The organism is Nocardiopsis sp. TRM 82005 (assembly GCF_056312425.1).
On sequence record NZ_JBWDTQ010000012.1, the window covers coordinates 190,239 to 212,022 of the forward strand.

The following is a 21,784-nucleotide window of genomic DNA, read 5'->3' on the forward strand; positions in this document are numbered from 1 at the left end:
GCCCACTCGCGGACGCGTACGGCTCCCGTCCTGGGCTGACCGCGTCCGGGATACGGCTGACGTCCATGCCGGCGCACGGGTCCGTAGTCGCGCTCCGCCCGACCCGGGGACGCGCCCCGGACGTCCAGGCGCTGCTCCTGCCGCCAGGCCCCGGTGTCCCGGATACGCGCGGTGGTGCCATGGGAACGGTGGCGCCGTGGGGGCCTGCCGCGGCCGGCCCCTCCCCTCCGGCCAGCCCTTTTCCCGCACCGGCGATCCGAGACCCGAAGACCCTCGGACGAAGGTGCTTCCCCCATGGTTCGGAACCGCCGGCTCCACGAATCGGCACCGCCTATTCATGTGCACATACACGTGCATTGGAACGCTCTTTCGCATATTCCGCACACATCATTCATGACAACTTCACTCCATCACGTCACAGCAGGTCAGACCATGCACAACACGCACCAACGGAGCTTTTCGCGCGGAATCCTGAACTCCATGAACACACCTCCCACCGCGCACACAACCTCCTCCAACAGACACAGAATAGTTACCGGACATTATTCGCCGTCATGTTATTTTAACTTCAGCACACCCTCCCCCCGATTCGGTGTGCGCGGAAAGGACAGCAATGGTACGTCCGTGGGAAGCAGACCCCGACGCACGGATGGCCCGCCGCCTGGGCCGGTCACCCGAGGAGCTCGGCAACACGAACAACGTCCAGGGCTGCCCCGACATCTGGGAACTGGAGAACGGTGACATCGCCGTCATCGGCCGCGACCTGACCGACCACTACGCCGCCCGGCTTCCCGAGGAGGCCGCCATCGACGACGACGAGCGACTCGTCGTCATCCCGCGCAACGCGCTCATCTCGGCGAAGGCGGACATCCCCGATGCTTGACGTCCTCACCGACCTCCAGGGCGACCCTCTGGACCTGGACGCCTACAACGAGGACTTCGCACGTCGCTTCGGGGCGCTGCGCGGAGCGGACGCCTGGAAGCTGGAACGGCTCCAGGACTTCCACCAGCCCGAGAACCCCAGCTGGATGAGGTACCTGGACGGAGGGGTCCACGAGTCCCTCCGCATGTTGGAGGAGGACCGGGCCGGGCTGGTGGAGGCGTTCGCCGACCTGGAGCGGAAGGGTTCCCGCGTTCTGAGGGTGCGGGTCGTGGAGTGGCCGCTGACCCCCTACCTGCACTGGGAACTGCACTCGCTGCACATCCGGGCCCAGTGCGGCGAGCACATCCGGGTGGTCGGCCCCGAGGCCGTCGCGCACCTGGAGGGGCGGGGAGTGCTCCCCGAGGTGCTGACCCTCGGGGAGGAGGTGACCTACCGCATCCGCTACGACGAGCACGGTGTACTGGCCGGGAGCGTGCGCCACACCGACCCGGGGGTCACGGCGCGCTGCCGCGAGCGGATCGCCGCCCTGTACCGGGGCGCCGAACCCCTGGAGTCCTACTTCCCCCGCGAGGTCGCCCCCTCGGAGGCTCCCCGTGCCTGACCACGACGCCCCCGGGCCCGGCGACCGGGACGGGCGCCCGTCGTGGATCACCGAGGTGTCCGGACGCGCCGTCCAGGCTGGACGGGTGCACGGCGGGGTGCACTTCCACGGAGCGGAGCCGGCGTCCGGCCCGGTGCCCCGACAGCTGCCCGCCGACGTGCACGGTTTCGTCAACCGCGTGGGCGAACTCGAGATACTCAGCTCCCGGCTGCGCGGCGAGGGGGCCGAGGACCGCGACCGCGAGGTCGCGCTCCACCTCGTCACCGGCACCGCCGGGGTCGGCAAGACCGCCCTGGCGCTGCACTGGGCGCACCGGGTCCGCTCGCGGTTCCCCGGCGGTCAGCTCCACGTGGACCTGAGGGGATACGGTTCCGGGCCGCCGGTCGCCTCCGACCAGGTCCTGGACCGCTTCCTACGCGCCCTCGGCGTACCCGCCGACGCGGTGCCGCCCGACACGGACAGCAGGGCGGCCCTGTACCGGTCGCTGCTCGCCGACCGCAGAGTGCTCGTCGTGCTCGACAACGCGGCCTCCGCCGCCCAGGTGCGTCCCCTGCTGCCGGGCTCCTCGGACTCGGTGGTCCTGGTGACCAGCCGGGACCGCCTGTCAGGGCTGGTCGCGCGCCAGGGCGCCCAGCGCCTGACGGTGCGCACCCTCAGCTCCGCGCAGGCCGTGGACCTGCTCACGCACGCGACCAGCGGCCACCGCGACGGCGACACCCCGCACGAGGTCACCGAGCTCGCCCGTCTGTGCGGACGGCTGCCCCTGGCCCTGCGCATCGCCGCGGAACGGGCCGCGAGCCGCCCGCACATGCCCCTGCACGAGCTCATCCAGGACCTGCGGGACGAGTCCGTGCTCTGGGACGCCCTCGCGACCGACGACGAGGAGGAGGCCCACGCGGTCCGCTCGGTCTTCGCCTGGTCCTACCGGGTGCTCCACCACCGGGCCGCGCGCCTGTTCCGGCTGCTGGGCCTGCACCCGGGAGCGGACTTCGACGCGGGAGCGGCGGCGGTGCTGGCCGACGTCCCGACACGGGAGGCCCGCCAGACCCTGGACATGCTGGTCGGGGCCCACCTGGTGGAGCAGACCGGCTCCGACCGGTTCCGGTTCCACGACCTGCTGCGCTCCTACGCCCAGGCCCGGCTGCGGCAGGAGGAGGCGCAGCGGGACCGGGAGGAGGCCCTCCACAGGCTGCTGCGGTGGTACCTGCACACCGCCGACGCGGCCGCCCGGGCCTTCGGCTCACACCTGCGCCAGCTGGACCCGGCGGACCTTCCGGACTCCACGGCCCCGGGCTTCGGGGACGGCGCCCGGGCGCTGCACTGGTTCGAGCGCGAACACGCCAACCTCATGGCCTGTGTCGAGGCCGCGGCCTCCGCCGGAATGGCCGGGACCGCCTGGCGGCTGGCCGCCGTGCTGCGCCACTTCCACCTCTTCCACGCCCCGATGACCACATGGGAGCCCACCGGGCGGGCCGGGCTCGCCGCGGCCCGCAGCGAGGCCCGGCCGGGGGCCGAGGCGGAGCTGCTGGAGAGCCTGGGGATGGCCCACGTACAGGCGAACCGGACCGAGGAGGGACTCGACCACCACGAGCGGGCCCTGGCCCTGCGCCGCGGACTGGACGACACCTTCGGCGTGGCGATGTCCCTGAACGCCCTGGGGCTGGTTCACCTGCGCGCCCACCGGCTGGACCGGGCACGGGAGCTCTTCGAGGAGTGCCTGCGTCTGACCCGGGAGCTCGGCGAGCGCCGGTGGGAGGGGATCGCCCTCGGCAACCTGGCCGCGGTGACGCTGCGACTGGGCGACCCCCGGGAGGCGGTCGCCCTGTCCGAGTGGGCGGTGGCGATCCACCGTGAGACCGACGACCGGATCACCGAGTTCGCCACCCTGGCCTGCCTGGGCATGGCCTGGCGGGAGCTGGACGACCGGGAGCGGGCCCTGAGCAGTATCCGGGAGTCGCTGGAGGTTGCCAGGAACCCGGGCAACCTCGTCCAGGAGGCCTACGCCCTGCTGCAACTGGGCCACGTCCAGGCCGGGCTCGCCGACCACGACGAGGCCCTGGCCTCCTACCACCACGCCGCGGCCCTGCACCGTCGGGTCGCCGACCTGCGCCGCGAGGCCGAGTCCTTCGAGGGCGTGGGCGAGGTGTACCGGTCCCTGGGCCTGCGGGAGGAGTCGGCGCGCTTCCTCCAGCAGGCCGCGGCCGGGTACCGCAGGTGCGGCGACCGCTGGCGCCTGGCGGTGTGCCTGCACCGCCTGGCCGCCGTCCTGGGCGAGCTGGGCGGGGACGGGCGGTCCCGGGAGCACCGGGCCGAGGTCCTGGAGCTGTTGGCGGAGTTCGACGACCCGGCCGCGACGGCCCTGGCGGAGGCGGTCAGAGCAGAGCTCTGAAACGAGGAGGGACGGGGGACGGATCCACCTCGATCAGGGGTTCGGGTCCCACGACCGCGCGAACTCCAGTTCGGCCCCGGCTCCCTCGGTCAGGACCTCCTCGGAAGAGGAGACGGAGGCCGCAGCGGGGCGACCCTGAGGCGGGTACGCGCTCGGGCGGGGGCACGCTCCGGGGCAGGGTGCCGGAGCGCGGAAACGCGCCCCGGCGGCGCACTCCTCCCGCCTCGTTACGTGACCAACGTCACCAGCGGCGAAGCACTCGAACCACTGGTCCCGGGTGTTCCCGTTGTGTGTTCGCACCAGGGCCCGGACGAGGACGCCGGGCCACCCGGACCCGCACCACCCGACGGATTCCGGATTCACCAGATCCGGCACCGGAAGTGGTGCTATGTGATCATCTGCCCTTTTGGGCAGCCTGAGGCGGGGGAAAGGATGACCAGTATGGACGTCCTGCGTAGGAACAACGTCACGGTCACGGGGGCCGCCGACGGGCCGACTGTCGTACTGGCCCACGGATTCGGCTGTGACCAGAACATGTGGCGCCTGGTCGTCCCGTCCCTGGCCGAGCGGCACCGGGTGGTGCTGTTCGACTACGTCGGTTCCGGAGGGTCGGACCCGTCCGCCTGGAGCGAGGAGAGGTACTCCTCCCTGGAGGGCTACGCCCAGGACGTGGTGGAGGTCTGCCGGGAGCTGGGCCTTGAGCGGGCGGTGTTCGTGGGGCACTCGGTCAGCGCCATCGTCGGCGCCCTGGCCTCGCGGGCGGTACCGGAGCGGATCCGGGCTCTGGTGATGGTGACCCCCTCGCCCCGCTACATCGACGACGAGGGCTACCGCGGCGGCTTCACCGCGGGGGACATCGACGAGCTGCTGTCCTCTCTGGAGTCGAACTACCTGGGCTGGTCATCGGCCATGGCGCCAATGATCATGGGCACCCCCGAGCGGCCCGAGCTGGAGCAGGAACTGACCAACAGCTTCTGCGCCACCGACCCCGACATGGCCCGGGTCTTCGCCCGCACCACCTTCCTGTCCGACAACCGCGCGGATCTGAAGGACGTGGAGGTCCCGACGCTGATCCTGGAGTCCGCCCAGGACCTCATCGCCCCGCGCGAGGTCGGCGCCTTCGTCCACGCCGCGATCCCCTCCTCCCTGCTGGTCACCCTGGACGCCACCGGCCACTGTCCGCAGCTGAGCGCGCCGCAGGCCACCGCGGCGGCGGTGCTGGACTTCCTGGAGACCCTGGGGCGTGCCGGATGAACGAAGGACCGGAGCCGTCCGGGGCCGGTGGCGGGGCCGAGACCGACGCGGCCCTCACCACGCTGTTGGAGGGCAGCGCCGAGGAACTCTACGAGTCCGCGCCCTGCGGGTATCTGTCGACGCTCATGGACGGCACGATCGCCAGGATCAACGCCACGCTGCTGGAGTGGCTCGGCCTGGAGCGCGACGCCGTGGTGGGCCGTATGTGTTTCACCGACCTGCTCACCGTGGGCGGCAGGCTCTACCACGAGACGCACTTCGCGCCTCTGCTGCGTATGCGGGGCGAGATCAGCGGCATCGCCCTGGAGATGCGGGCATCCGACGGCGGCCGCCTCCCGGTACTGGTCTCCTCCGTCATCAAGCACGGCGACGGAGGCGAGCCGCTACTGATCCGCACCACCGTCTTCGACGCCGCCGACCGCCGCGCCTACGAGGAGGAGCTGCTGCGCCGCCGCAAGGAGGCCGAGCAGGCCCGCGCCGAGGCGGAACGGGCGCGTCAGCAGGCCGACCTCGGCCGGACCCGCCTGACGGACGTGTTCGACGTACTACAGAAGGCCCTCCTGCCCGACATCCTGCCCGACGTGCCGGGCATGGAAGCGTCCGCCTACTACCACACCGCCTCCCCCGACCAGCTGGGCGGAGACTTCTACGACCTGTTCCCCCTCGACGGCACACGCTGGGCCTTCTTCCTCGGCGACGTGTCCGGCAAGGGCCCCGAGGCCGCGACTCTGACCTCCCAGGCCCGTTACACCCTTCGCACGGCCGCTCTCTACTCCCCTGAGCCCGCCGATACCCTGACCACGCTGAACACCGTCCTCCTGGAGCGCCACGCCGACAACGGCGACCCCCGCTACTGCACCGCCGTGTTCGGCGTCCTCGAACCCCTCGGCGACGGGGGCCGCACCCGTGTCCGCCTCGCCTCCGGCGGCCACCCCGCACCCCTGGTCCTGCGCTCCGGCGGACGGGCCGACTTCCTGCCCACGCCGGGCGGGATGCTCGTCGGCGTGCTGCCCGACGCCCACTTCGCCACCGCCGAGACCACCCTCGCCCCCGGCGACACCCTCGTGCTCTACACCGACGGCCTGACCGAGGCCCGCACGGGGTCCGGACGCGACACCATGTACGGCGAGGACGACCTGCGCTCCTTCGCCACCGAGCACGCCCCCTCCTCACCCCGCGACATGGTCAACGCCCTGGCCGGGCTGCTGAGGGGTTTCGGCGACGGCCTCGACGACGACACCGCCCTCCTCGCGATCGGCGTCCCCGCCTCCCCTCCGCACCTTCGTCCGGGAACGAGCCCTCCACGATGAGCGCTCTGAACGTCACCCGCCGAGACACCGCGGCCGGCCCCGTCCTCGACGTGACCGGCGCGCTGGACTACGGCCACGCCGCGGCCCTGCGCCACGAGGCCGAGATCCTCTCCCTGCGCCCGGACCAGTGCCTGGTCATCGACCTGTCCGGCCTGGAGTTCTGTGACTCCAGCGGTATCAGCGCTCTCCTCGCCGTCCGTCAGCACGTCCTGGCCGCCGGAGCCGACATGGTCCTGGTCTCCGTCCCCGCCAACACCATGCGCATCATGACCATGGTCGGCCTGAACAAGGTCTTCACCCTCTACCCCGGTACCGCCTGACCCGGGAGGCACGGGCGGCGGGCGTCACGGGAGGAGACCGGATCCGCTTGAACGGGGCAGCCCTGCGACGGTGGGCCCCGGCCCCCGTGCGCCATGCCCTGCTGCCTACTCGGTGTCTGGCGCGGAGGGGCTTACGCACCGCACGCCGGGTAGAAGCCGTCCATGTCGAGTGGCGGTGAGAGGTGGCCCTCCGGCTCTGAGCCCACTACGTCCAAGTGATAGTGCTCGATCTGAGGGGACAACCCCTCACCCCGCCCGCCCCGATGCCCCTTGCACCAGGTGGTTCCCGGCCCCGTCGTACTGGCAGAACGCCAGGTCGGGGCGGTCGTCGCCGTCGAAGTCGGCCACCGCCGCGCGGATGTGGTCCTCGTCCCGGTGCATGAAGCCGACCAGGTCGCGGGGGCGCGGTTCCCCGAACCCGGATTCCTCCCCGAAGGCGATGCGCAGCTCGTCGCCGATGCCCCCGGTGCCGGTGACGGCGTCGGGGTACTCGTCGTCGTTCACGTGGGCGATGAGGCGGCCCGTCGGGTCGAGGCAGGGGGCGGGCCCCGGTGCTCCGGGGGCGCATCCGCTGAGCACGAGGCCCAGACCGACGGCCACCCCTGGTCCCCGATACCGTCCGGCTGCTCCCATGGTCACCACGCTTCCTCTCCGGCAGGGGCGTCGCACCGTTTTGGGGCCGATCCGCCGGTCAGCGCAGCATCTTCGGGAAAGCGCATTCCCTGCGGCGAGTCCGACCGCCATGCCCATGGAAGGTCCACGGAGAGCACCGCCCGGGTTCCCGACGGCAGGTTCGGCTGGCGGAGGCCGCCTCGCGGAGCGCACCGGTGACCAGCTCGCGGAGTTCGGTGGTGTGGTGCGGAGTGATCGCGAGCACGGACCGGCCCAGCCACGTGGGGTCCTCAACTCGCACGACACCGACTCCCGCGGGTACGGAAGGTGCCAGCGTTTTCCGAAAGCGGACACCTGTCCACCGAAGCAAGATCAGACGCCTACTCTCCGCGCAATCGGAAACATGATCCCCAAAGGAACCAGGGGCCACACAGCACCCGGCCTGCACAGTGGCCCGCGTCCGCAGGCTGTAGGCCGCAAGCGAAAGGGAAGATCATGGCTGTCGCCAGCACCTCGATGAATCTCACCCAGGCCGCCCACGTCGGGATCTCGGTCTCGGATCTGGACGCCTCGATCGCGTTCTACCAAGCCCTGACCGGACGGGGACCCGCCGCGCAGGGGACCATGAACAGCGTTGCGTTCGGCAACTCCCAAGGGCTGCCGAACGCGAAGTTGCGGTACGCCACGATCAACATGGACAGTCTCGGCATCGACCTCATCCAGTTCCAGGACCCGGTGGGCGAGCGCACGAACGGCAAGGCAAACCGCCCCGGCTCCATGCACCTGTGCTTCCAGGTCGACGACTTCGACGCGGTCTACCGGCGCATGAAGGAGGCCGGGTACGACTTCCTGGGCGATGACTACACGTTCCTCGCGGGCGAGGTCACCCCTGAGGAAGCGCTCGGCACCAAGGTCGCGTACTTCAACGACCCGGACGGCACGAACCTGGAGATCATCCAACCCCAGGGCGGATTCGCCCGCTAACGCCCGGGCGCCAGCTCACGTCGGCTGGATGGCGCCCGGCAGCTCATGGACGGCCTTGACGAGGGGGGCGAGCGCGGGGTCCTCGGCCGCCTCGTCCAGGGCCTCGCTCAGAGCGGTGTTGTGGGTGGGACGGGCCTCGTTCAGCAGGCGCACGCCGGCCTCGGTCACATCCGTGTAGATGCCGCGACGGTCGGTGGGGCACAGGTAGCGCGAGAGCAGCCCGCGCTGTTCCAACCGGGTCACCAGCCGTGTGGTGGCGCTCTGGCTGAGCACGACGGAGTCGGCGACCTGGCGCATCTGCAGGTGACCACCCTCGCCGTCGTGCTGTCGGCTGAGCACATCCAGCAGCGAGTACTCGCGCGCACTCAGCTTGTGCCCCGCCTGGAGTGCGCGTTCGACGCGGCCCTCGATGCGACCGTGCAGCAGAGAGAGGGCCGACCAACTGTGCGCCAGTGCGGTCATCCCCGGGTCGGTGGCGGTCATGAGCAGCTCCCTCGGTCGGGTCTTGCGAACGGTGGTGCCGCGCCGACAGGGGACTGCCGGGCGTTTAGTTCACTATATCCGCGCTTGCAATTATACGGCGTGTGCAATTATTGTGGGCGCCCGTAAGACGCAGACGCATCTTCTGCCCCGGGGGCACCGCGCCGCCGGCGAGGCGGGAGTCCCCGCCAGCATCACCGTTCTCGACGCCGGCGGACATCTGCTGGCCCTCCGCCGCGATGAGCGCGCCGTGCTCATCTCCGGCGAGACCAGCACTGACCAGTACAAAAAGCACCGAAAACACCACCGAAAGGCCCTTCATGACTGCCATCCCGAACGTGACGCTCAACAATGGTGTGGCCATGCCGCAGCTCGGCTTCGGCGTCTTCCAGGTCCCCGACGAGGAGACCACCGCCGCCGTCGCCAACGCCCTTGAGGCCGGTTACCGCAGCATCGACACCGCCGCGGTCTACGGCAACGAGCGCGGCGTCGGCAAGGCCCTCAACGCCTCCGGCCTCCCCCGCGAGGACCTCTTCATCACCACCAAGCTGTGGAACGACGACCAGGGCAAGGACAAGCCCCTGGCCGCGTTCGACGCCTCCCTGGACAAGCTCGGCCTCGACTACGTCGACCTCTACCTGATCCACTGGCCCACCCCGGCCCGTGATCTGTACGTGGAGACCTACAAGGTGCTGGAGGAGATCCTGGCGAGCGAGCGCACCCGCGCCATCGGCGTCTCGAACTTCCGCGTCTCCGACCTGCAGCGGCTCCAGGAGAACACCGGCGTCACCCCGGCCGTCAACCAGATCGAGCTGCACCCCGCGTTCCAGCAGGACGAGCTGCGCGCCTTCCATGCCGAGCACGGCATCGCCACCGAGGCGTGGAGCCCACTGGCCCAGGGTGCGGTCCTCAAGGACGAGCCGATCGTGAAGATCGCCGGGTCGCACGGCGTGTCCCCGGCGCAGGTGGTGCTGCGCTGGCACCTACAGAGCGGCAACATCGTGATCCCCAAGTCCGTCACCCCCGAGCGCATCCGGCAGAACCTCGACGTCTTCGGCTTCGAGCTGAGCGACGCCGACATGTCCGCCATCGCGGGACTGGACCGCGGGCTGCGCACCGGCCCGAACCCCGACACCATCAACTGACCACCGCCCCGAACGCCCCGAGCGCCTGTCCTTCGTGGCACGGGGACGGGCGCTCGGGGCGCCTGTCGTGCACCGGCACCGACCTACATCGGTATCGATGTACAGCCGCACACCCTCGACGAGGAGGAACCATCGTGCAGATCGACCTTTCCGGCCGCACCGCCCTGGTCACCGGCTCCACCCAGGGCATCGGATACGCCATCGCCGTCGGCCTCGCCCGCGCCGGAGCCCGGGTCGCCGTCAACGGCCGGGGCGCGGAGCGCGTCATGGACGCGGTGGACCAGGTGCGTGTCGACTCCGGCAACGACGACGTCATCGCCGCCGTGGGCGACCTGGCGTCCGAGGAGGGCGCCGCGGCCGTACTGGAGGCCGCCCCCACGGTCGACATCCTGGTCAACAACCTGGGCATCTTCGGCTCCGCCGCCCCACTGGAGATCGACGACGCCGAGTGGCGCCGCTACTTCGAGGTGAACGTCCTCTCCGCTGTCCGGCTCATCCGCGCCTATCTGCCCGGCATGGCGGAACGGGGCTGGGGCCGCGTCCTCAATCTCGCCAGCGACTCGGCCGTGGTCATCCCCGCCGAGATGATCCACTACGGCATGACCAAGACCTCGCTGCTCGCCGTCAGCCGCGGCTTCGCCAAGGAGGCGGCCGGCACGGGCGTGACCGTCAACTCCGTCATCGCCGGCCCGACGCACACCGGCGGCGTCGAGGACTTCGTCCGTGAACTGGTCGGCGACGAGCTGCCCTGGGACGAGGCACAGCGCGAGTTCATGACCAAGCATCGCCCGCAGTCCCTGATCCAGCGCCTCATCGAGCCTGAGGAGATCGCCCACCTGGTCGTCTATCTCTCCTCGCCCTACGCGTCCGCGACCACCGGCGGCGCCCTACGCGTCGACGGCGGCTACGTCGACTCGATCCTGCCCTGAGTAGCCCGGCAACCGCCGGTTCCCCGTTCCCCGTCGGTGGCCGGGGTGTCCTTCGACCGCACCGAGGACGCCCCGGCCACAGGCCGTTTCCCCAGCACACGGCACTAACATCCACACGCCTTTAATGCGCGCTTGCATTTACCAGCGCCTGCAAGTATTTTTGTATGCAAGCAAGGCTGCGCAGGGCCCACGGGAAAGGCGCCAAGCGGCTCGCCACCACGCACGAAAGGGAGCTCTCCTGATGAGCCTCACCCACCTGCTGCCCGAATCGCTGGGCTTCGGTACCGCCCCCATGGGCAACATGTTCCGCGCCATCCCCGAGGACGAGGCGCAGGCCACCCTCCAGGCCGCCTGGGACCAGGGCATCCGCTACTACGACACCGCACCGTTCTACGGCGCGGGCCTGGCCGAGATCCGGCTCGGCGAGATGCTGGCCCAGCAGCCCCGGGACTCCTACGTCCTCTCGACAAAGGTCGGCCGCGTCATCCTCGACGAGGAAGAGGACCCGGCCACCCGCGAACTCGGCGAGAAGGGCGGCCTGTTCGAGCACGGTCGCCCCAACAAGATGGTCGACGACTACACCGCCGACGCGACCAAGCGCTCCATCGAGGACAGCCTCAAGCGGCTGCGCACCGACCGACTGGACATCGTCTGGGTGCATGACATCGCCCAGGACTTCCACGGTGACCGCTGGCTCGCCCAATTCGAGACGGCCCGCACTGGTGCCTTCCGGGTCCTGGACGAGCTGCGCGACCAGGGCGTGATCAAGGCCTGGGGCCTGGGTGTCAACCGGGTCGAGCCCGTCGAGCTCACCCTCGCCCTGGACGAGCCGCGCCCCGACGGCTTCCTGCTGGCCGGCCGCTACACCCTGCTGGACCACCGGCAGGCGCTCCAGCGGCTGCTGCCCGCGGCGCAGGAGCAGGGCGTCGACATGGTCGTCGGCGGCCCCTACAGCTCCGGCGTCCTGGCCGGCGGCACCCACTTCGAGTACCAGGAGGCCCCGGCGTACATCCTGGAGACCGTCCGGCGCATCCGGGAGCTGACCGACCGGTACGGGGTGTCCATCAAGGCCGCCGCGCTCCAGTTCGCGCTCGCCCACCCGGCCACCGCCGCCGCGATCCCCGGCGCCACCCGCCCCTCCCGGACAGCCGAGGACCTTGGTGCCCTGCGCGAGGAGATCCCCGCCGCCTTCTGGCACGACCTGCGCGCTGTCGGTCTGCTCGACCCGGCGGCCCCGCTCCCGGCCGGTGCCTGACCCGCGTCGCCCAGGCCTCCCCCCCGAGCAGGTCTGGGAGCTGATCGGCGGTTTCCACTCCCTGCCCGACTGGCTGCCCGCATCCCCAGGGCCGTCTCCGAACAGGGCGGTCGGGCCCGTCGGTCGACCTCCGCGTCTTCTCCGTGCCCGGCAGGGAGACCGCCGAGATCCAGTGGAGCGGACGCTTCGCCCCCGAGGGCGTGACTGACGAGGAGACCGGGACCCTCTTCACCGGCATCTACCGGGACGGACTGGAGGCCGTGGCCACGGCGCTCGTACCGCGATGACCGAGGCCCTGATGGCCGATGGCCTGGACCGGACACCGCAGCAGGCCCCGCGGCGAGAGGCCCAGCTGGTCGCCTGACCGGCCGGGCCTCTCGCTGTTCCGCCTGCGTCAAGTGCTGACGCCCTCCGCACGCCTGCGCTCAGGCGCGGCGCTCCATGACCTGGTCGTAGTGACGCTGCGCGCGCGAAGCCGCGGCCGACCGGTTGTAGTGGCGCAGCGTCTGCCGCGGGTCCCGCCCGTTCAGTCACTATCGCGGCCCGCTTGGTGAAACGCGCCCACCAGGTCTTGTCGCCCTTGCCGGTGGCCCGCGCCCCGCACCTGTCCAGGTCCACGTCCTCGACCTTGAAGTTCGTCAGCTCATGGAGGCGCACACCCGTGCCCGCCAGCAGCCGCACGAGGGCCAGGTCGCGGTGTGTGAGGAAACCCGCGCCCTCCGCGGTCCTTGAGGGTCCTGCCGGTCTCGTCCTCCTCGAAGACGGGAACCGGTTGCGGGGTGACCTTGGGCGGCTTCGTCTTGCGCATGGGGTTGGGGACGTCCTCCTCGTCCGCCAGCCACGTGAAGAACTGCTGTAGACACCGGTACTGGTTGTTGACGTAGGCGTCGGTGTCGATGCCGGTGGGCTGACCGCCGGTCCGCAGGTGCTCGGCGGCGAACCAGCGCACGGCGTCGGCGTACATCGTGACGGTGTTGTCACTCTTTCCCTCGGAGCGCAGGTGGAGCACGAAGGAGCCGACGTGGGCCCTCAGGGGTCCCGCGGCCAGGTTGCGCGGGCTTCGGCGAATACGGCCGGTAGCCATAGGCGATACCTCGTCAAGCTCTCCAGCCGCGTGCGGCTGTCCGCGCTTCACGAATTCACCCGGGTCAGACCATGTGGGAGCCAGCGAGGGGACGTGAACCCCTCACCTGTCGCTGACAAGGCGACAACTCATTGATGTTTGGTTATCGAGTGCGGAGCTGGAGCCCGGCATGAGTCTCGAAGAGGACAATCAAACCTCGACCATTCGCCGGTCGCTCTACAGCTTGGCCATGCGGCGCTTCCCTGGACAGCGCTCGTCGACGCCTTCGACATGCGGGGCGAACCGCGAGATTCCGGCAGCCACCTTCCTCACGGACCAAGGTGACAAACTCGCACTTTGGCCGTAGCTCCTGCCGCTGGATCTCTCGAAGGACACCATGGTCTTCCAAACCGGAATGATCCTCAGCAGTTTCGAACGGCGACGCCGCGGCACCACCCGCTTGATCGCGTCCCAAGGAGCCTCGGCCTTCGGCGCTCCGACCTTCATGCGCAACCCGAAATTGGTGTCGGCGAACAGCTTGGTTCCGTCCTGGTCGAGTCGCGCCGCCAGCGGACTCTTCAACTGGAAGGAGAACTTCGCCATCATCCACACCAGGACCACGAACAGAGGCACCTGCAAAGGTGTCCGGTGCGTGTCGACGTAACTGGGGTACGCACTGTTGTTTTCGCCCTCGATCAGGTCGCCGGCGGGCACATTCACTCGCACCCATGCCATGGCGGCGATCATGGCGACCCCCCACGGTTCTGATAATGATTTTCAGTTTCATGCCCGTAGATTACAGCGCCTCTGCCACCATGCCGTACTCCACTGCGCGACGGCCGAGGGGGCGCCCACGGACCACCGTCGGACCCTCGGCTCACGCCTTGCGACGATGCCGTGCCGTCGGCAGGACGCTGGCCGCCTCCCCGGTCACCGCTGATCCCACGGCATGGGCTTACCTGGGACAGCTCGTCTGGCCCGAGACGCGCCGCGCCGCGGCCTCCGACGGGCGGGCCGCAGGCATGACGGACTCCGGATCTCGTACGTACGGAAGCCCTGCTCGATCCGACCAGTCCCACCGGGTCGGTGCCGATCCGACCACCTACGTGGTTCAGCCCACCTCGCTGCGGACCGGCCGCGCCCCCGCCGCCTGACCGCGCACCTGGCCCAGGCGGACGGGATCAGGGACACCGAGGCCGCAGGATCCACTGTGGCTACTCACTGGTTGCTTGTCCCGTCGCCGGGCGTTCGGGGGTACGCCCCGTCCTTGACGGTGGGGTGGAGGGGAGCTTCGCGGAAGCGAACCGTCCTGTGGCGATGAGGACCACGACGAGCACCAGCGGCACGATCCACCCGCTCCAGCCGAGGATCGTCGCCTGCGTGGTGTCGACGTGCTCGCCTGCCTTCGCGAAGAGGAGATAGGTCCCGCCCGCCCCGTTGAACGCGGCGTGCGCGAGGGCCGCGGGCCACACGGACCCCGATCGAAGGCGCAGCCAGCCGAAGACCGCGCCGACCAGAACGCACATGCCGACCATCGCGGTTACGCCGAGCCAGCCCGGCGCATCGGGGTAGTTGTACCCGAGGAGGACGAGCGGAGCGTGCCAGGTCCCCCAGATGACACCCATGACCAGGAGAGCCGGGAGCGTACCGAGCGGCATCAGCTTCGGGAGCAGCCACCCTCGCCACCCGAGTTCCTCGCCCAGTGCCGGGATGAGGTTGACGAACGCTGCCACGGGGAGTGTGGCGAGCTGGATGGCGATGAGCGCGCCGATCGGTATCGGGAGCCCGGTTGCTCCCGCGGAGCTCGCTTGCTCGTCGAGGACCTGCTGGAACGCGGAGAAGTTCGCGAAGTCGGCCGGATAGACCCCCAGCAGCGCGCCGATCGGGAGCGCCACCAGGACGAGCGCGATGGGCACGATGATCCCCAGCGCCGCGTAGCCGAGCAGTCTCCGGACCGGTCTCAACGGCCACAGTCCGAGCGTCCACGCCTTCTGCCGCGGCCGCTCCACGAAGAACACGACGACGAGGGCGGCGATGGCGGGGGTCATCATCATGGCGGTGGCCACGAGCGGGAACCAGGGGCTGGCGAGCCCGTCGCCGAACCAGAGCGGGAGCGCGACGAGCCAGGCGAGTGCGAACGCCAGGGCGGTGAACACGCCGATGGACCGCAGATCGCGGCTGCTCATGCGGGGTCCGCCTCGGGTCGTGGTCGTCTTCGGTTCGCCCGGAGATTCGATGTTCACGACGTCTGCCCTTCGAGGATGTGCAGACCGGCGATGGTGCGGTCGTCGCGGAACGCGATCCGTGCCGTGTAGTCGCCCGCCTCAAACGAGAGCTGCGTGTTCGTGATCGTCACGTCGCCGGCCCGGGTGGCCTCCGGCTCTCCACGCCCCTCGAAAGCTCCCGCCAGACCGATGATCTGCGCCCACGCGGCCGCGAGCGCGTCCTCCGACAGGCCATCGCGCATGGTCGGATCGAACTGCTCGGTGACACGCGTCCATCGCCCGGACGCGAGGTCCTCGATCACCGAGGCGGCCAGTTCGACGACGCCGGGAAGTGGCGTGGTGTTCATGGGCTCTCCTGTTCTGGGGTCGATCGGCTTGCCATAGCGCTGAAACGCCGCCTGCCGGCTCACGCCGAGCGCGTCACCGATGACCTGCCACGTGGCGCCGTTCTGGCGCGCCTGCTGCACGACAGCACGCACGACGTCGTCGGCGGCCGCCTGCATGCTCACGGCGCGCCCTATCGAGTCGGCCCAGTCGTCATCCCTCGTCAGGACGCGCGAGGCGAGGAACACCTCCATGTGCGCCTTCAAGGCCCGCAGCGCATCTGTCAACTTCTCTTGCACTTGTAAACCATATCTTTACAGTCGGGCTGTGCGCCAGGAGGGCGCGTACAACGGTGGTCGACGCTACCCACCCGGGTGCGTCCGCCCGCCGTGAGGGCTCATCCGCCGACTCGCGCCCTCTCCTCCGGCGCGAATCCGGCGGCACGGTACGCGTCGGATGCCGCACCACACCCGTCGCCGACGGGATGCTGTGGTTTCTGAACACGTTTTCCGAACGCCGGGGGGTGAGGGTGGCGCTGACCGGACCCGGATTATCCGGGGAGCGCCGAGGCCATGGGGATCACTGGAGCCGCCGGGATCACCCGTCGCCCAGGTCCAGCGGACCGCGCCGGAAACCCGCCGCGACCGCGGCGGCCCGGTCGTTGACACCGAGCTTGCCGTAGATGTGCAGGACGTGGGTCTTGACCGTGGCCTCGCTGATGAACAGGCGGGTCGCCGCCTCCCGGTTGGTGGAGCCGGCGGCGATGAGCCGGAGGATCTCCAGCTCCCGGGCGCTCAGGGACACGGCGGGCTCGCGGACCCTGCCGACCAGCCGGATCGCCACCACGGGGGAGAGCACGGTCTCACCGCGCGCGGCCAGCCGGACGGCGCGCGCCAGCTCCTCGGGCAGGGCGTCCTTGAGGAGGTAGCCGGTGGCCCCGGCTTCGATGGCGGGACCGACGTCGCTGTCGGTCGCGTAGGTGGTCAGGACCAGGACGCGGGTCGGAAGTCCCAGTCGGCCAGCTCACGGATGGCCTCCACACCGCCCGCCCCCGGCATGCGCAGGTCCATGAGGACCACGTCGGGCTCCAGGGACCGCGCGAGCTCGACGGCACGAGCGCCGTCAGCGGCCTCTCCGACGACCTCGAACCCCGGTTCACGGGCGAACATGCCCCGGATGCCCTCCCGGACGACGGGGTGGTCGTCGGCGATCAGAACACGGACGGGGGCCTCACTCACCGGGGGTCTCCCTCGGAACGGCCGGAACGGTGACGGAGACCGCCGTTCCGGCACCGGGTTCGAACTCGATCTCCAGGGTGCCCGCCAGACGGACCACCCGCTGCCGCATCGACGTCAGGCCGAATCCGCCGTTCGTACCGCCTTCGCCGGCCCCGAAGCCCACACCGTCATCGCGCACGTCCAGGACGACGAGGTCCTCCATGTACGACAGGGTCACCCCGACCCGGGCGGCCCTCGCGTGCCTGGCCACGTTGGACAGCGACTCCTGGACGGTGCGGAGCAGGGCCGCCTCGCCCTCCCCGTGCAGGGGACGGACCGGCCCGGTCGCGGTGAAGTCGGCGCGCACCCCGTTGAGCCGGGATCACTCGGCCGTGAGGCCGGCCACCCCGCTCCGGCGGCAGACTCACGCCGGGGCAGCAAGGGTTCGATCAGGTCCTACAGCTCGTCGTCGACCTCCCAGGGCCGTCGCCTGGCCATCAAGCAACCTCCCTCGCTAGGGGTAAGTCACCTACTCCCACCGTGCGACAAGAACAGTTTCGTTAGGAGTCCTCATCCGATGGCCGCAGGCCCGAACTCTGTTGTGGGCGGACGTCGCCCAAGGCCCTAAGCGCAGTGGAACGGTGGTGTGTGCGTTGGGTTCCGGGTACGGCCTGTGAGACCTGGGACACGAGGACCGCCGGACGGGCCCCGGGGTGGTCCTGGGGGCGCCGGGTGAGGGTGAGCGGCCGAAAGCCTAACGGAGGGTGGTCAGGGCGAGCTGGGCCGCGGACGCGTCGACCGGTCTGGTGACGTCGAGCCCGGTGGCCTCGGCGAAGCGGCGCAGGCGGTTGATCACCGTGTTGCGGTGGCAGAACATCGCCTGCGCGACCTTGGTCACCGAACCGGTCCGGTAGTAGGTCTCGACCGTTTCGATCTGCAGGTCGACCTCGCGTTCGGTGAACCCCCCGAGCGCCTCCCGGACGTCCCGGGCGAAGGCCTCGGCGGCCGGGCCCAGGCGCGCGCCCGCCAGCCGGGTCCAGTGGTTCTCGACCGTGGCCGCCGCGCCGGGCCGCGCCCACTCCGCCAGCTCGCGGGCGAGCCGCCACATCGGGGCGATCTCCCCGATGCCGTGGGCGCTCGGAGAGATCCCGACGGGTTCCTTCAGCAGCGCCTCCCGGGCGGCGCACGCGGCGTCCCCTACGGGGACGATGGCGAACTCCACCCCGTCCAGGCGGAGCAGGACCGCCCCGGGAAGCGCCTCGCCGACCCAGCCCCGGAAGTCGCGCGCGTGGTTGCCGTTGGCCACCAGGACGAGGTGGACTCCGTCGGGGCGCAGGCCCAGGGCCTGCGCCGCCTGCGCGTGCAGGCGCGTGTCCTCGCCGGAGCCGCTCAACAAGCGCCGGAGGAGGAACGCGTGCTCCAGCTCCAGTTCCGCGCGCATCCGCGCGATCTCGTCGGTGTAGCCGGTCTGCACGTGCGTGGTGTGCACCTCCACCGCCTCCCAGATCGAGATGACCTCCTCGGAGAAGTCGCGGAAATCGGCTTCGGTGACGTGGGCGCGCATCGCCTCCCAGAGGAAGCGGAAGTCCATGCGCACGGCGCGCAGCAGCGACTCCAGGGGGATGCCGCGGCGGGCGCGGGAGCGCCCGACCCCGATCGAGTGGGCGCGCAGCTCACCGTGGCGCTCCTGTCCCCGCAGGAGTTCCAGGAGGAGTTCGAGCGTGGCCCGGGCCGTGCCGTACAGCTCGGCGTCGTCGATGACGGTCTCGGCGTATCCGGTCAGCTCTCGGACCCTGCGGACGTAGGTCCAGGCGATGGACTCCAGCTCCTCCAGGCACGCCTGCGCGGCGCGGGGGATGACGTCTGACGGCGCTGTTTTGTGCATGTGCACATTCTAGGCGGTGTTCTCGTTGGGTTGTGCGCTTGTGGAAGTGCGTTTTTTCCAAGACGATGATCGGCATCACGCCTGGTCGTTCACGTCCCGTCCGACCGGTGCACATCTCCCGGAGGATCACATGCCACAGCCCGACCCGGCCCCGGCCGGAGCGAGAGGACCCAAGGTCGAAGCGGCCGACGCGAGGCGCATCGCCTTCGCCGCCTTCGTCGGAACAGCCCTGGAGTGGTACGACTACTTCCTGTTCGGCACGGCCGCCGCGCTGGTCTTCAACCGCCTGTTCTTCACCGACCTCGACCCGAGCGCGGGCCTCATGGCGGCGCTGGCGACCTTCGGCGTGGGCTTCGCCGCCAGGCCCATCGGGTCCCTGATCTTCGGCTCCATCGGGGACCGCTACGGCCGGCGCCCCGCGCTGCTGGTGACCATCGTCATGATCGGCTGCACGACCGGGCTCATCGGCGTGATCCCCGACTACCTGGCGATCGGGATCGCCGCGCCGATCCTGCTCGCGGTCCTGCGGCTCCTGCAGGGGCTGGCCGTGGGCGGCGAATGGGGCGGCGCCATCACCATCGCCATCGAGCACGCCCCCGAGCGCCAGCGCGCCCGGTACGCCGCCCTGGTCCAGATCGGTTCCCCGGTCGGCACGCTCATCTCCTCGGCCGCCTTCGCCGCGGTACTGACGCTGCCCGCGGCCGACTTCGACGCCTGGGGGTGGCGCCTGCCGTTCCTCGCCGCGTTCCCGCTGCTGGGCATCGCCCTCTACATCCGCTTCAAGGTGGAGGAGTCACCCGTCTTCCAGGAGCTGGTGCAGATGGAGGACCGCGCCAAGGTGCCCGCCGTGGCCCTGTTCCGCGAGGCCTGGGGCCGCCTGCTCGTGGCGGTGGCCGCGGCGCTGCTGGGGGTCGGCGGCTTCTACGTGATGACGACCTTCGTGGTCTCCTACGCCTCCACCGTCCTGGAGGTCGACCGCCAGACGGTCGTGAACGCGACGCTCGTCGCCGCCGTCTTCCAGATCGCCACGACCCTGGTCGCCGGGCGCGCGGCCGAGCGCTTCGGCCCCGGCCGGATGACGGTGATCGGTGCCCTGGCCACCGCCGCGGCCGCGTTCCCCCTGTTCTGGCTCATCGACACCGCCGACCCGTGGGCGATCACCGCCGCGGTGACCATCGGCATCTGCCTCATCACCCTGGCCTACGCCGTCACCGGCGCCCTGCTGGCCGACCTCTTCCCGCCCCGGCTGCGCTACAGCGGCGTGTCCCTGGGCTACAACCTCGCCGGAACCCTCAGCGGGTTCCTCCCGCTCATCGCCACCGCGCTCCTGGCCGTGGACGACGGCGCGTCCTGGCCGGCGGTGCTGGTCCTCATCGGTATCTGCGCCGTCACCGCGCTCGGCGGCCTGGCCGGCGAGCGGATCAGGGTCGCGGACACCCGCGCCGCCGCGGACACCCGGGCCACGGCGTGAACCGCCCGCCCGCACCGACCACAGCCTCAGCACAGGAGGACAACATGAACCTCGCACCCGACGTCGTCGCGCGCATCGAAGCGGCGGTCGACGACGCCTTCGACGCCCAGCTGGCCTTCACCCAGGAACTGGTGCGCCGCCCCTCCCTGCGCACCCGGGAGTCCTCGGCGCAGGACCTGATGCACGAGGCCATGGAGCGGCGGGGGCTGGCCATGGACCGGTGGGAACTCGACCCGGAGGAGATCTCGGCCCACCCCGGCGCCGGAAAGATCACGGTCTCCTACGAGGGCGTCGAGAACGTGGTGGGCACCTACACCCCCGCCCGGGGCAGAGGCCGCTCGCTGATCCTCAACGGCCACATCGACGTGGTCCCCGAGGGCCCCGTCGGGGAGTGGCCCCGCTCCCCGTGGGACGCCCCCGTCATCGACGGCTGGCTCCACGGCCGGGGCAGCGGTGACATGAAGGCGGGGCTGGCGGCCAACCTGTTCGCCTACGACGCCGTGCGCACGGCCGGGTTCGCCCCCGCCGGGCGCATCCACTTCCAGTCCGTGGCGGAGGAGGAGTGCACCGGCAACGGCGCGCTGGCGACGATCCAGCGCGGGTACACCGCCGACGCCGTCCTGATTCCCGAGCCCGAGGAGGACATGCTGGTCCGCGCCAACGTCGGCGTCATCTGGTTCACCGTGCGGGTCGCGGGACACCCCACGCACCCTAGGGAGATGGCGTCGGGGTTCAACGCGATCGACGCGGCGCACCACGTGATGGGGCGGCTGCGCGTCCTCGAACAGCGCTGGAACGACGAGAAGGGGAGCCACCCCCACTTCGAGGACCTGGACCACCCCATCAACTTCAACCTCGGCGGGATCAGCGGCGGCGACTGGCCGTCGAGCGTCCCCGCCTGGTGCGAGCTCCAGGTCCGGGCGGCGATCTATCCGGGGGTGAGCGCCGACGACGCCTGGGAGCAGATCCAGGAGGTGCTGCGGGGCACCACCACCGATGACGCGGGCAACCCCATCGAGGCCGTGGGCGAGCGGACCGGCTTCTACGCCGAAGGCTATGTCCTGTCCGAGGGCACGGACGCCGAGAACGTGCTGCGCGAGGCCCACCGGACCGTCTTCAAGGACGAGCTGCGGACCTTCACCACCCCCGGCTACCTCGACGGCCGCGTCTACGCCCTGTACCAGGGGATCCCCGCGCTGGTCTACGGGCCGGTCTCGGAGGCCATCCACGGGTACGACGAGCGCGTCGACGTCGAGTCCGTGCGGCGGATCACCAAGTCCATCGCCCTGTTCATCGCGCGGTGGTGCGGTCTGGAGGAGGCCGCCTGACAGCGGGCCCGACCGGGGGACGGCACACCGGGCACCCGTGACCCGCACGAGGCGCGGGCAGAGGCGGACAGGGGCGGTGTCGCCCGCGCACGTGCGCGGGCGACACCGC

Annotated in this window: 23 protein-coding genes and 1 pseudogene; 14 read left to right on the forward strand and 10 right to left on the reverse strand. The window is 70.6% G+C overall.

The annotated features are described in order from the left end of the window. The first annotated feature begins 613 nt into the window (after positions 1-613). From AC0T5L_RS10090 to AC0T5L_RS10115, 6 genes are all read left to right on the forward strand, one after another. On the forward strand, positions 614-883 hold the full coding sequence (locus tag AC0T5L_RS10090) for a hypothetical protein (protein ID WP_476165140.1): 270 nt from the start codon (positions 614-616) through the stop codon (positions 881-883). Further along, positions 876-1,484, forward strand: a complete 609-nt coding sequence (locus tag AC0T5L_RS10095) for a DUF6879 family protein (RefSeq protein WP_476165141.1) — start codon at positions 876-878, stop codon at positions 1,482-1,484. Before AC0T5L_RS10090 ends, AC0T5L_RS10095 begins: the two co-directional genes overlap by 8 nt. After that, the gene (locus AC0T5L_RS10100; protein ID WP_476165142.1) at positions 1,477-3,873 is read left to right on the forward strand and encodes an ATP-binding protein; all 2,397 of its coding nucleotides are present in this window, start codon (positions 1,477-1,479) and stop codon (positions 3,871-3,873) included. Before AC0T5L_RS10095 ends, AC0T5L_RS10100 begins: the two co-directional genes overlap by 8 nt. Before the next feature lie 441 nt (positions 3,874-4,314). Further along, entirely contained in the window at positions 4,315-5,127 is an 813-nt protein-coding gene (locus tag AC0T5L_RS10105; RefSeq protein WP_476165167.1) for an alpha/beta fold hydrolase, read from the forward strand. Continuing rightward, complete coding sequence (locus AC0T5L_RS10110) at positions 5,124-6,437, forward strand: PP2C family protein-serine/threonine phosphatase (protein WP_476165143.1); 1,314 nt, start codon at positions 5,124-5,126, stop codon at positions 6,435-6,437. The genes AC0T5L_RS10105 and AC0T5L_RS10110 overlap by 4 nt, the downstream gene beginning before the upstream one ends. Further along, the gene (locus tag AC0T5L_RS10115) at positions 6,434-6,757 is read left to right on the forward strand and encodes an STAS domain-containing protein (protein ID WP_476165144.1); all 324 of its coding nucleotides are present in this window, start codon (positions 6,434-6,436) and stop codon (positions 6,755-6,757) included. Before AC0T5L_RS10110 ends, AC0T5L_RS10115 begins: the two co-directional genes overlap by 4 nt. 246 nt (positions 6,758-7,003) lie before the next feature. Here AC0T5L_RS10115 and AC0T5L_RS10120 read toward each other — a convergent pair whose 3' ends face one another. Beyond that, the gene (locus AC0T5L_RS10120; RefSeq protein ID WP_476165145.1) at positions 7,004-7,390 is read right to left on the reverse strand and encodes a hypothetical protein; all 387 of its coding nucleotides are present in this window, start codon (positions 7,388-7,390) and stop codon (positions 7,004-7,006) included. Positions 7,391-7,864: 474 nt separating this feature from the next. Here AC0T5L_RS10120 and AC0T5L_RS10125 point away from each other — a divergent pair, with 474 nt between their 5' ends. Continuing rightward, positions 7,865-8,353, forward strand: coding sequence for a VOC family protein (locus AC0T5L_RS10125; protein WP_476165146.1), 489 nt, complete (start codon positions 7,865-7,867; stop codon positions 8,351-8,353). Between the two features lie 15 nt (positions 8,354-8,368). On the opposite strand, the gene AC0T5L_RS10130 is transcribed toward AC0T5L_RS10125, so the two are convergent. Both AC0T5L_RS10130 and AC0T5L_RS10135 read right to left on the reverse strand, forming a co-directional pair. Then, complete coding sequence (locus tag AC0T5L_RS10130; protein WP_476165147.1) at positions 8,369-8,836, reverse strand: MarR family winged helix-turn-helix transcriptional regulator; 468 nt, start codon at positions 8,834-8,836, stop codon at positions 8,369-8,371. A gap of 64 nt (positions 8,837-8,900) precedes the next feature. Further along, positions 8,901-9,182 carry a hypothetical protein gene (locus AC0T5L_RS10135; protein WP_476165170.1) on the reverse strand — a complete coding sequence of 94 codons (282 nt, stop codon included), beginning with the start codon at positions 9,180-9,182 and terminating at the stop codon, positions 8,901-8,903. Here AC0T5L_RS10135 and AC0T5L_RS10140 point away from each other — a divergent pair. From AC0T5L_RS10140 to AC0T5L_RS10155, 4 genes are all read left to right on the forward strand, one after another. Then, the gene (locus AC0T5L_RS10140) at positions 9,163-9,978 is read left to right on the forward strand and encodes an aldo/keto reductase (RefSeq protein WP_476165168.1); all 816 of its coding nucleotides are present in this window, start codon (positions 9,163-9,165) and stop codon (positions 9,976-9,978) included. The two genes, AC0T5L_RS10135 and AC0T5L_RS10140, sit on opposite strands and share 20 nt — an antisense overlap. Positions 9,979-10,112: 134 nt before the next feature. Continuing rightward, on the forward strand, positions 10,113-10,907 hold the full coding sequence (locus AC0T5L_RS10145; RefSeq protein ID WP_476165148.1) for an SDR family NAD(P)-dependent oxidoreductase: 795 nt from the start codon (positions 10,113-10,115) through the stop codon (positions 10,905-10,907). A gap of 241 nt (positions 10,908-11,148) precedes the next feature. Then, positions 11,149-12,162, forward strand: coding sequence for an aldo/keto reductase (locus AC0T5L_RS10150; protein WP_476165149.1), 1,014 nt, complete (start codon positions 11,149-11,151; stop codon positions 12,160-12,162). A 143-nt stretch (positions 12,163-12,305) separates the two neighbouring features. Next, complete coding sequence (locus tag AC0T5L_RS10155) at positions 12,306-12,449, forward strand: hypothetical protein (protein ID WP_476165150.1); 144 nt, start codon at positions 12,306-12,308, stop codon at positions 12,447-12,449. A 356-nt stretch (positions 12,450-12,805) separates the two neighbouring features. Here the strand turns inward: AC0T5L_RS10155 and AC0T5L_RS10160 are convergent, their stop codons facing one another. Together AC0T5L_RS10160 and AC0T5L_RS10165 are read right to left on the reverse strand one after the other, a co-directional pair. Continuing rightward, positions 12,806-13,246, reverse strand: a complete 441-nt coding sequence (locus tag AC0T5L_RS10160; RefSeq protein ID WP_476165151.1) for a hypothetical protein — start codon at positions 13,244-13,246, stop codon at positions 12,806-12,808. 216 nt (positions 13,247-13,462) lie between these two features. Further along, entirely contained in the window at positions 13,463-13,972 is a 510-nt protein-coding gene (locus tag AC0T5L_RS10165) for a hypothetical protein (protein WP_476165152.1), read from the reverse strand. A 137-nt stretch (positions 13,973-14,109) separates the two neighbouring features. Between AC0T5L_RS10165 and AC0T5L_RS10170 the strand changes: the two genes are divergently transcribed. Further along, positions 14,110-14,379, forward strand: a complete 270-nt coding sequence (locus tag AC0T5L_RS10170) for a hypothetical protein (protein WP_476165153.1) — start codon at positions 14,110-14,112, stop codon at positions 14,377-14,379. A gap of 60 nt (positions 14,380-14,439) precedes the next feature. Here the strand turns inward: AC0T5L_RS10170 and AC0T5L_RS10175 are convergent, their stop codons facing one another. The 5 genes and pseudogenes from AC0T5L_RS10175 to AC0T5L_RS10195 all read right to left on the reverse strand — a co-directional run bounded on the left by AC0T5L_RS10175 (position 14,440) and on the right by AC0T5L_RS10195 (position 18,876). Next, positions 14,440-15,411: a lysostaphin resistance A-like protein gene (locus AC0T5L_RS10175; RefSeq protein ID WP_476165154.1), complete on the reverse strand. Its 972-nt coding sequence runs from the start codon at positions 15,409-15,411 to the stop codon at positions 14,440-14,442. Between the two features lie 53 nt (positions 15,412-15,464). Then, positions 15,465-16,028, reverse strand: coding sequence for a DUF3887 domain-containing protein (locus tag AC0T5L_RS10180; RefSeq protein WP_476165169.1), 564 nt, complete (start codon positions 16,026-16,028; stop codon positions 15,465-15,467). Positions 16,029-16,371: 343 nt separating this feature from the next. Then, positions 16,372-17,012: pseudogene (locus AC0T5L_RS10185) on the reverse strand (response regulator). After that, positions 17,005-17,358, reverse strand: coding sequence for an ATP-binding protein (locus AC0T5L_RS10190; protein WP_476165155.1), 354 nt, complete (start codon positions 17,356-17,358; stop codon positions 17,005-17,007). Before AC0T5L_RS10190 ends, AC0T5L_RS10185 begins: the two are co-directional and overlap by 8 nt. A 387-nt stretch (positions 17,359-17,745) precedes the next feature. Further along, positions 17,746-18,876 carry a PucR family transcriptional regulator gene (locus AC0T5L_RS10195; RefSeq protein ID WP_476165156.1) on the reverse strand — a complete coding sequence of 377 codons (1,131 nt, stop codon included), beginning with the start codon at positions 18,874-18,876 and terminating at the stop codon, positions 17,746-17,748. A gap of 130 nt (positions 18,877-19,006) precedes the next feature. Between AC0T5L_RS10195 and AC0T5L_RS10200 the strand changes: the two genes are divergently transcribed. After that, the gene (locus AC0T5L_RS10200; RefSeq protein WP_476165157.1) at positions 19,007-20,347 is read left to right on the forward strand and encodes an MFS transporter; all 1,341 of its coding nucleotides are present in this window, start codon (positions 19,007-19,009) and stop codon (positions 20,345-20,347) included. Between the two features lie 44 nt (positions 20,348-20,391). Next, complete coding sequence (locus AC0T5L_RS10205; RefSeq protein ID WP_476165158.1) at positions 20,392-21,675, forward strand: ArgE/DapE family deacylase; 1,284 nt, start codon at positions 20,392-20,394, stop codon at positions 21,673-21,675. Positions 21,676-21,784 lie beyond the last annotated feature (109 nt).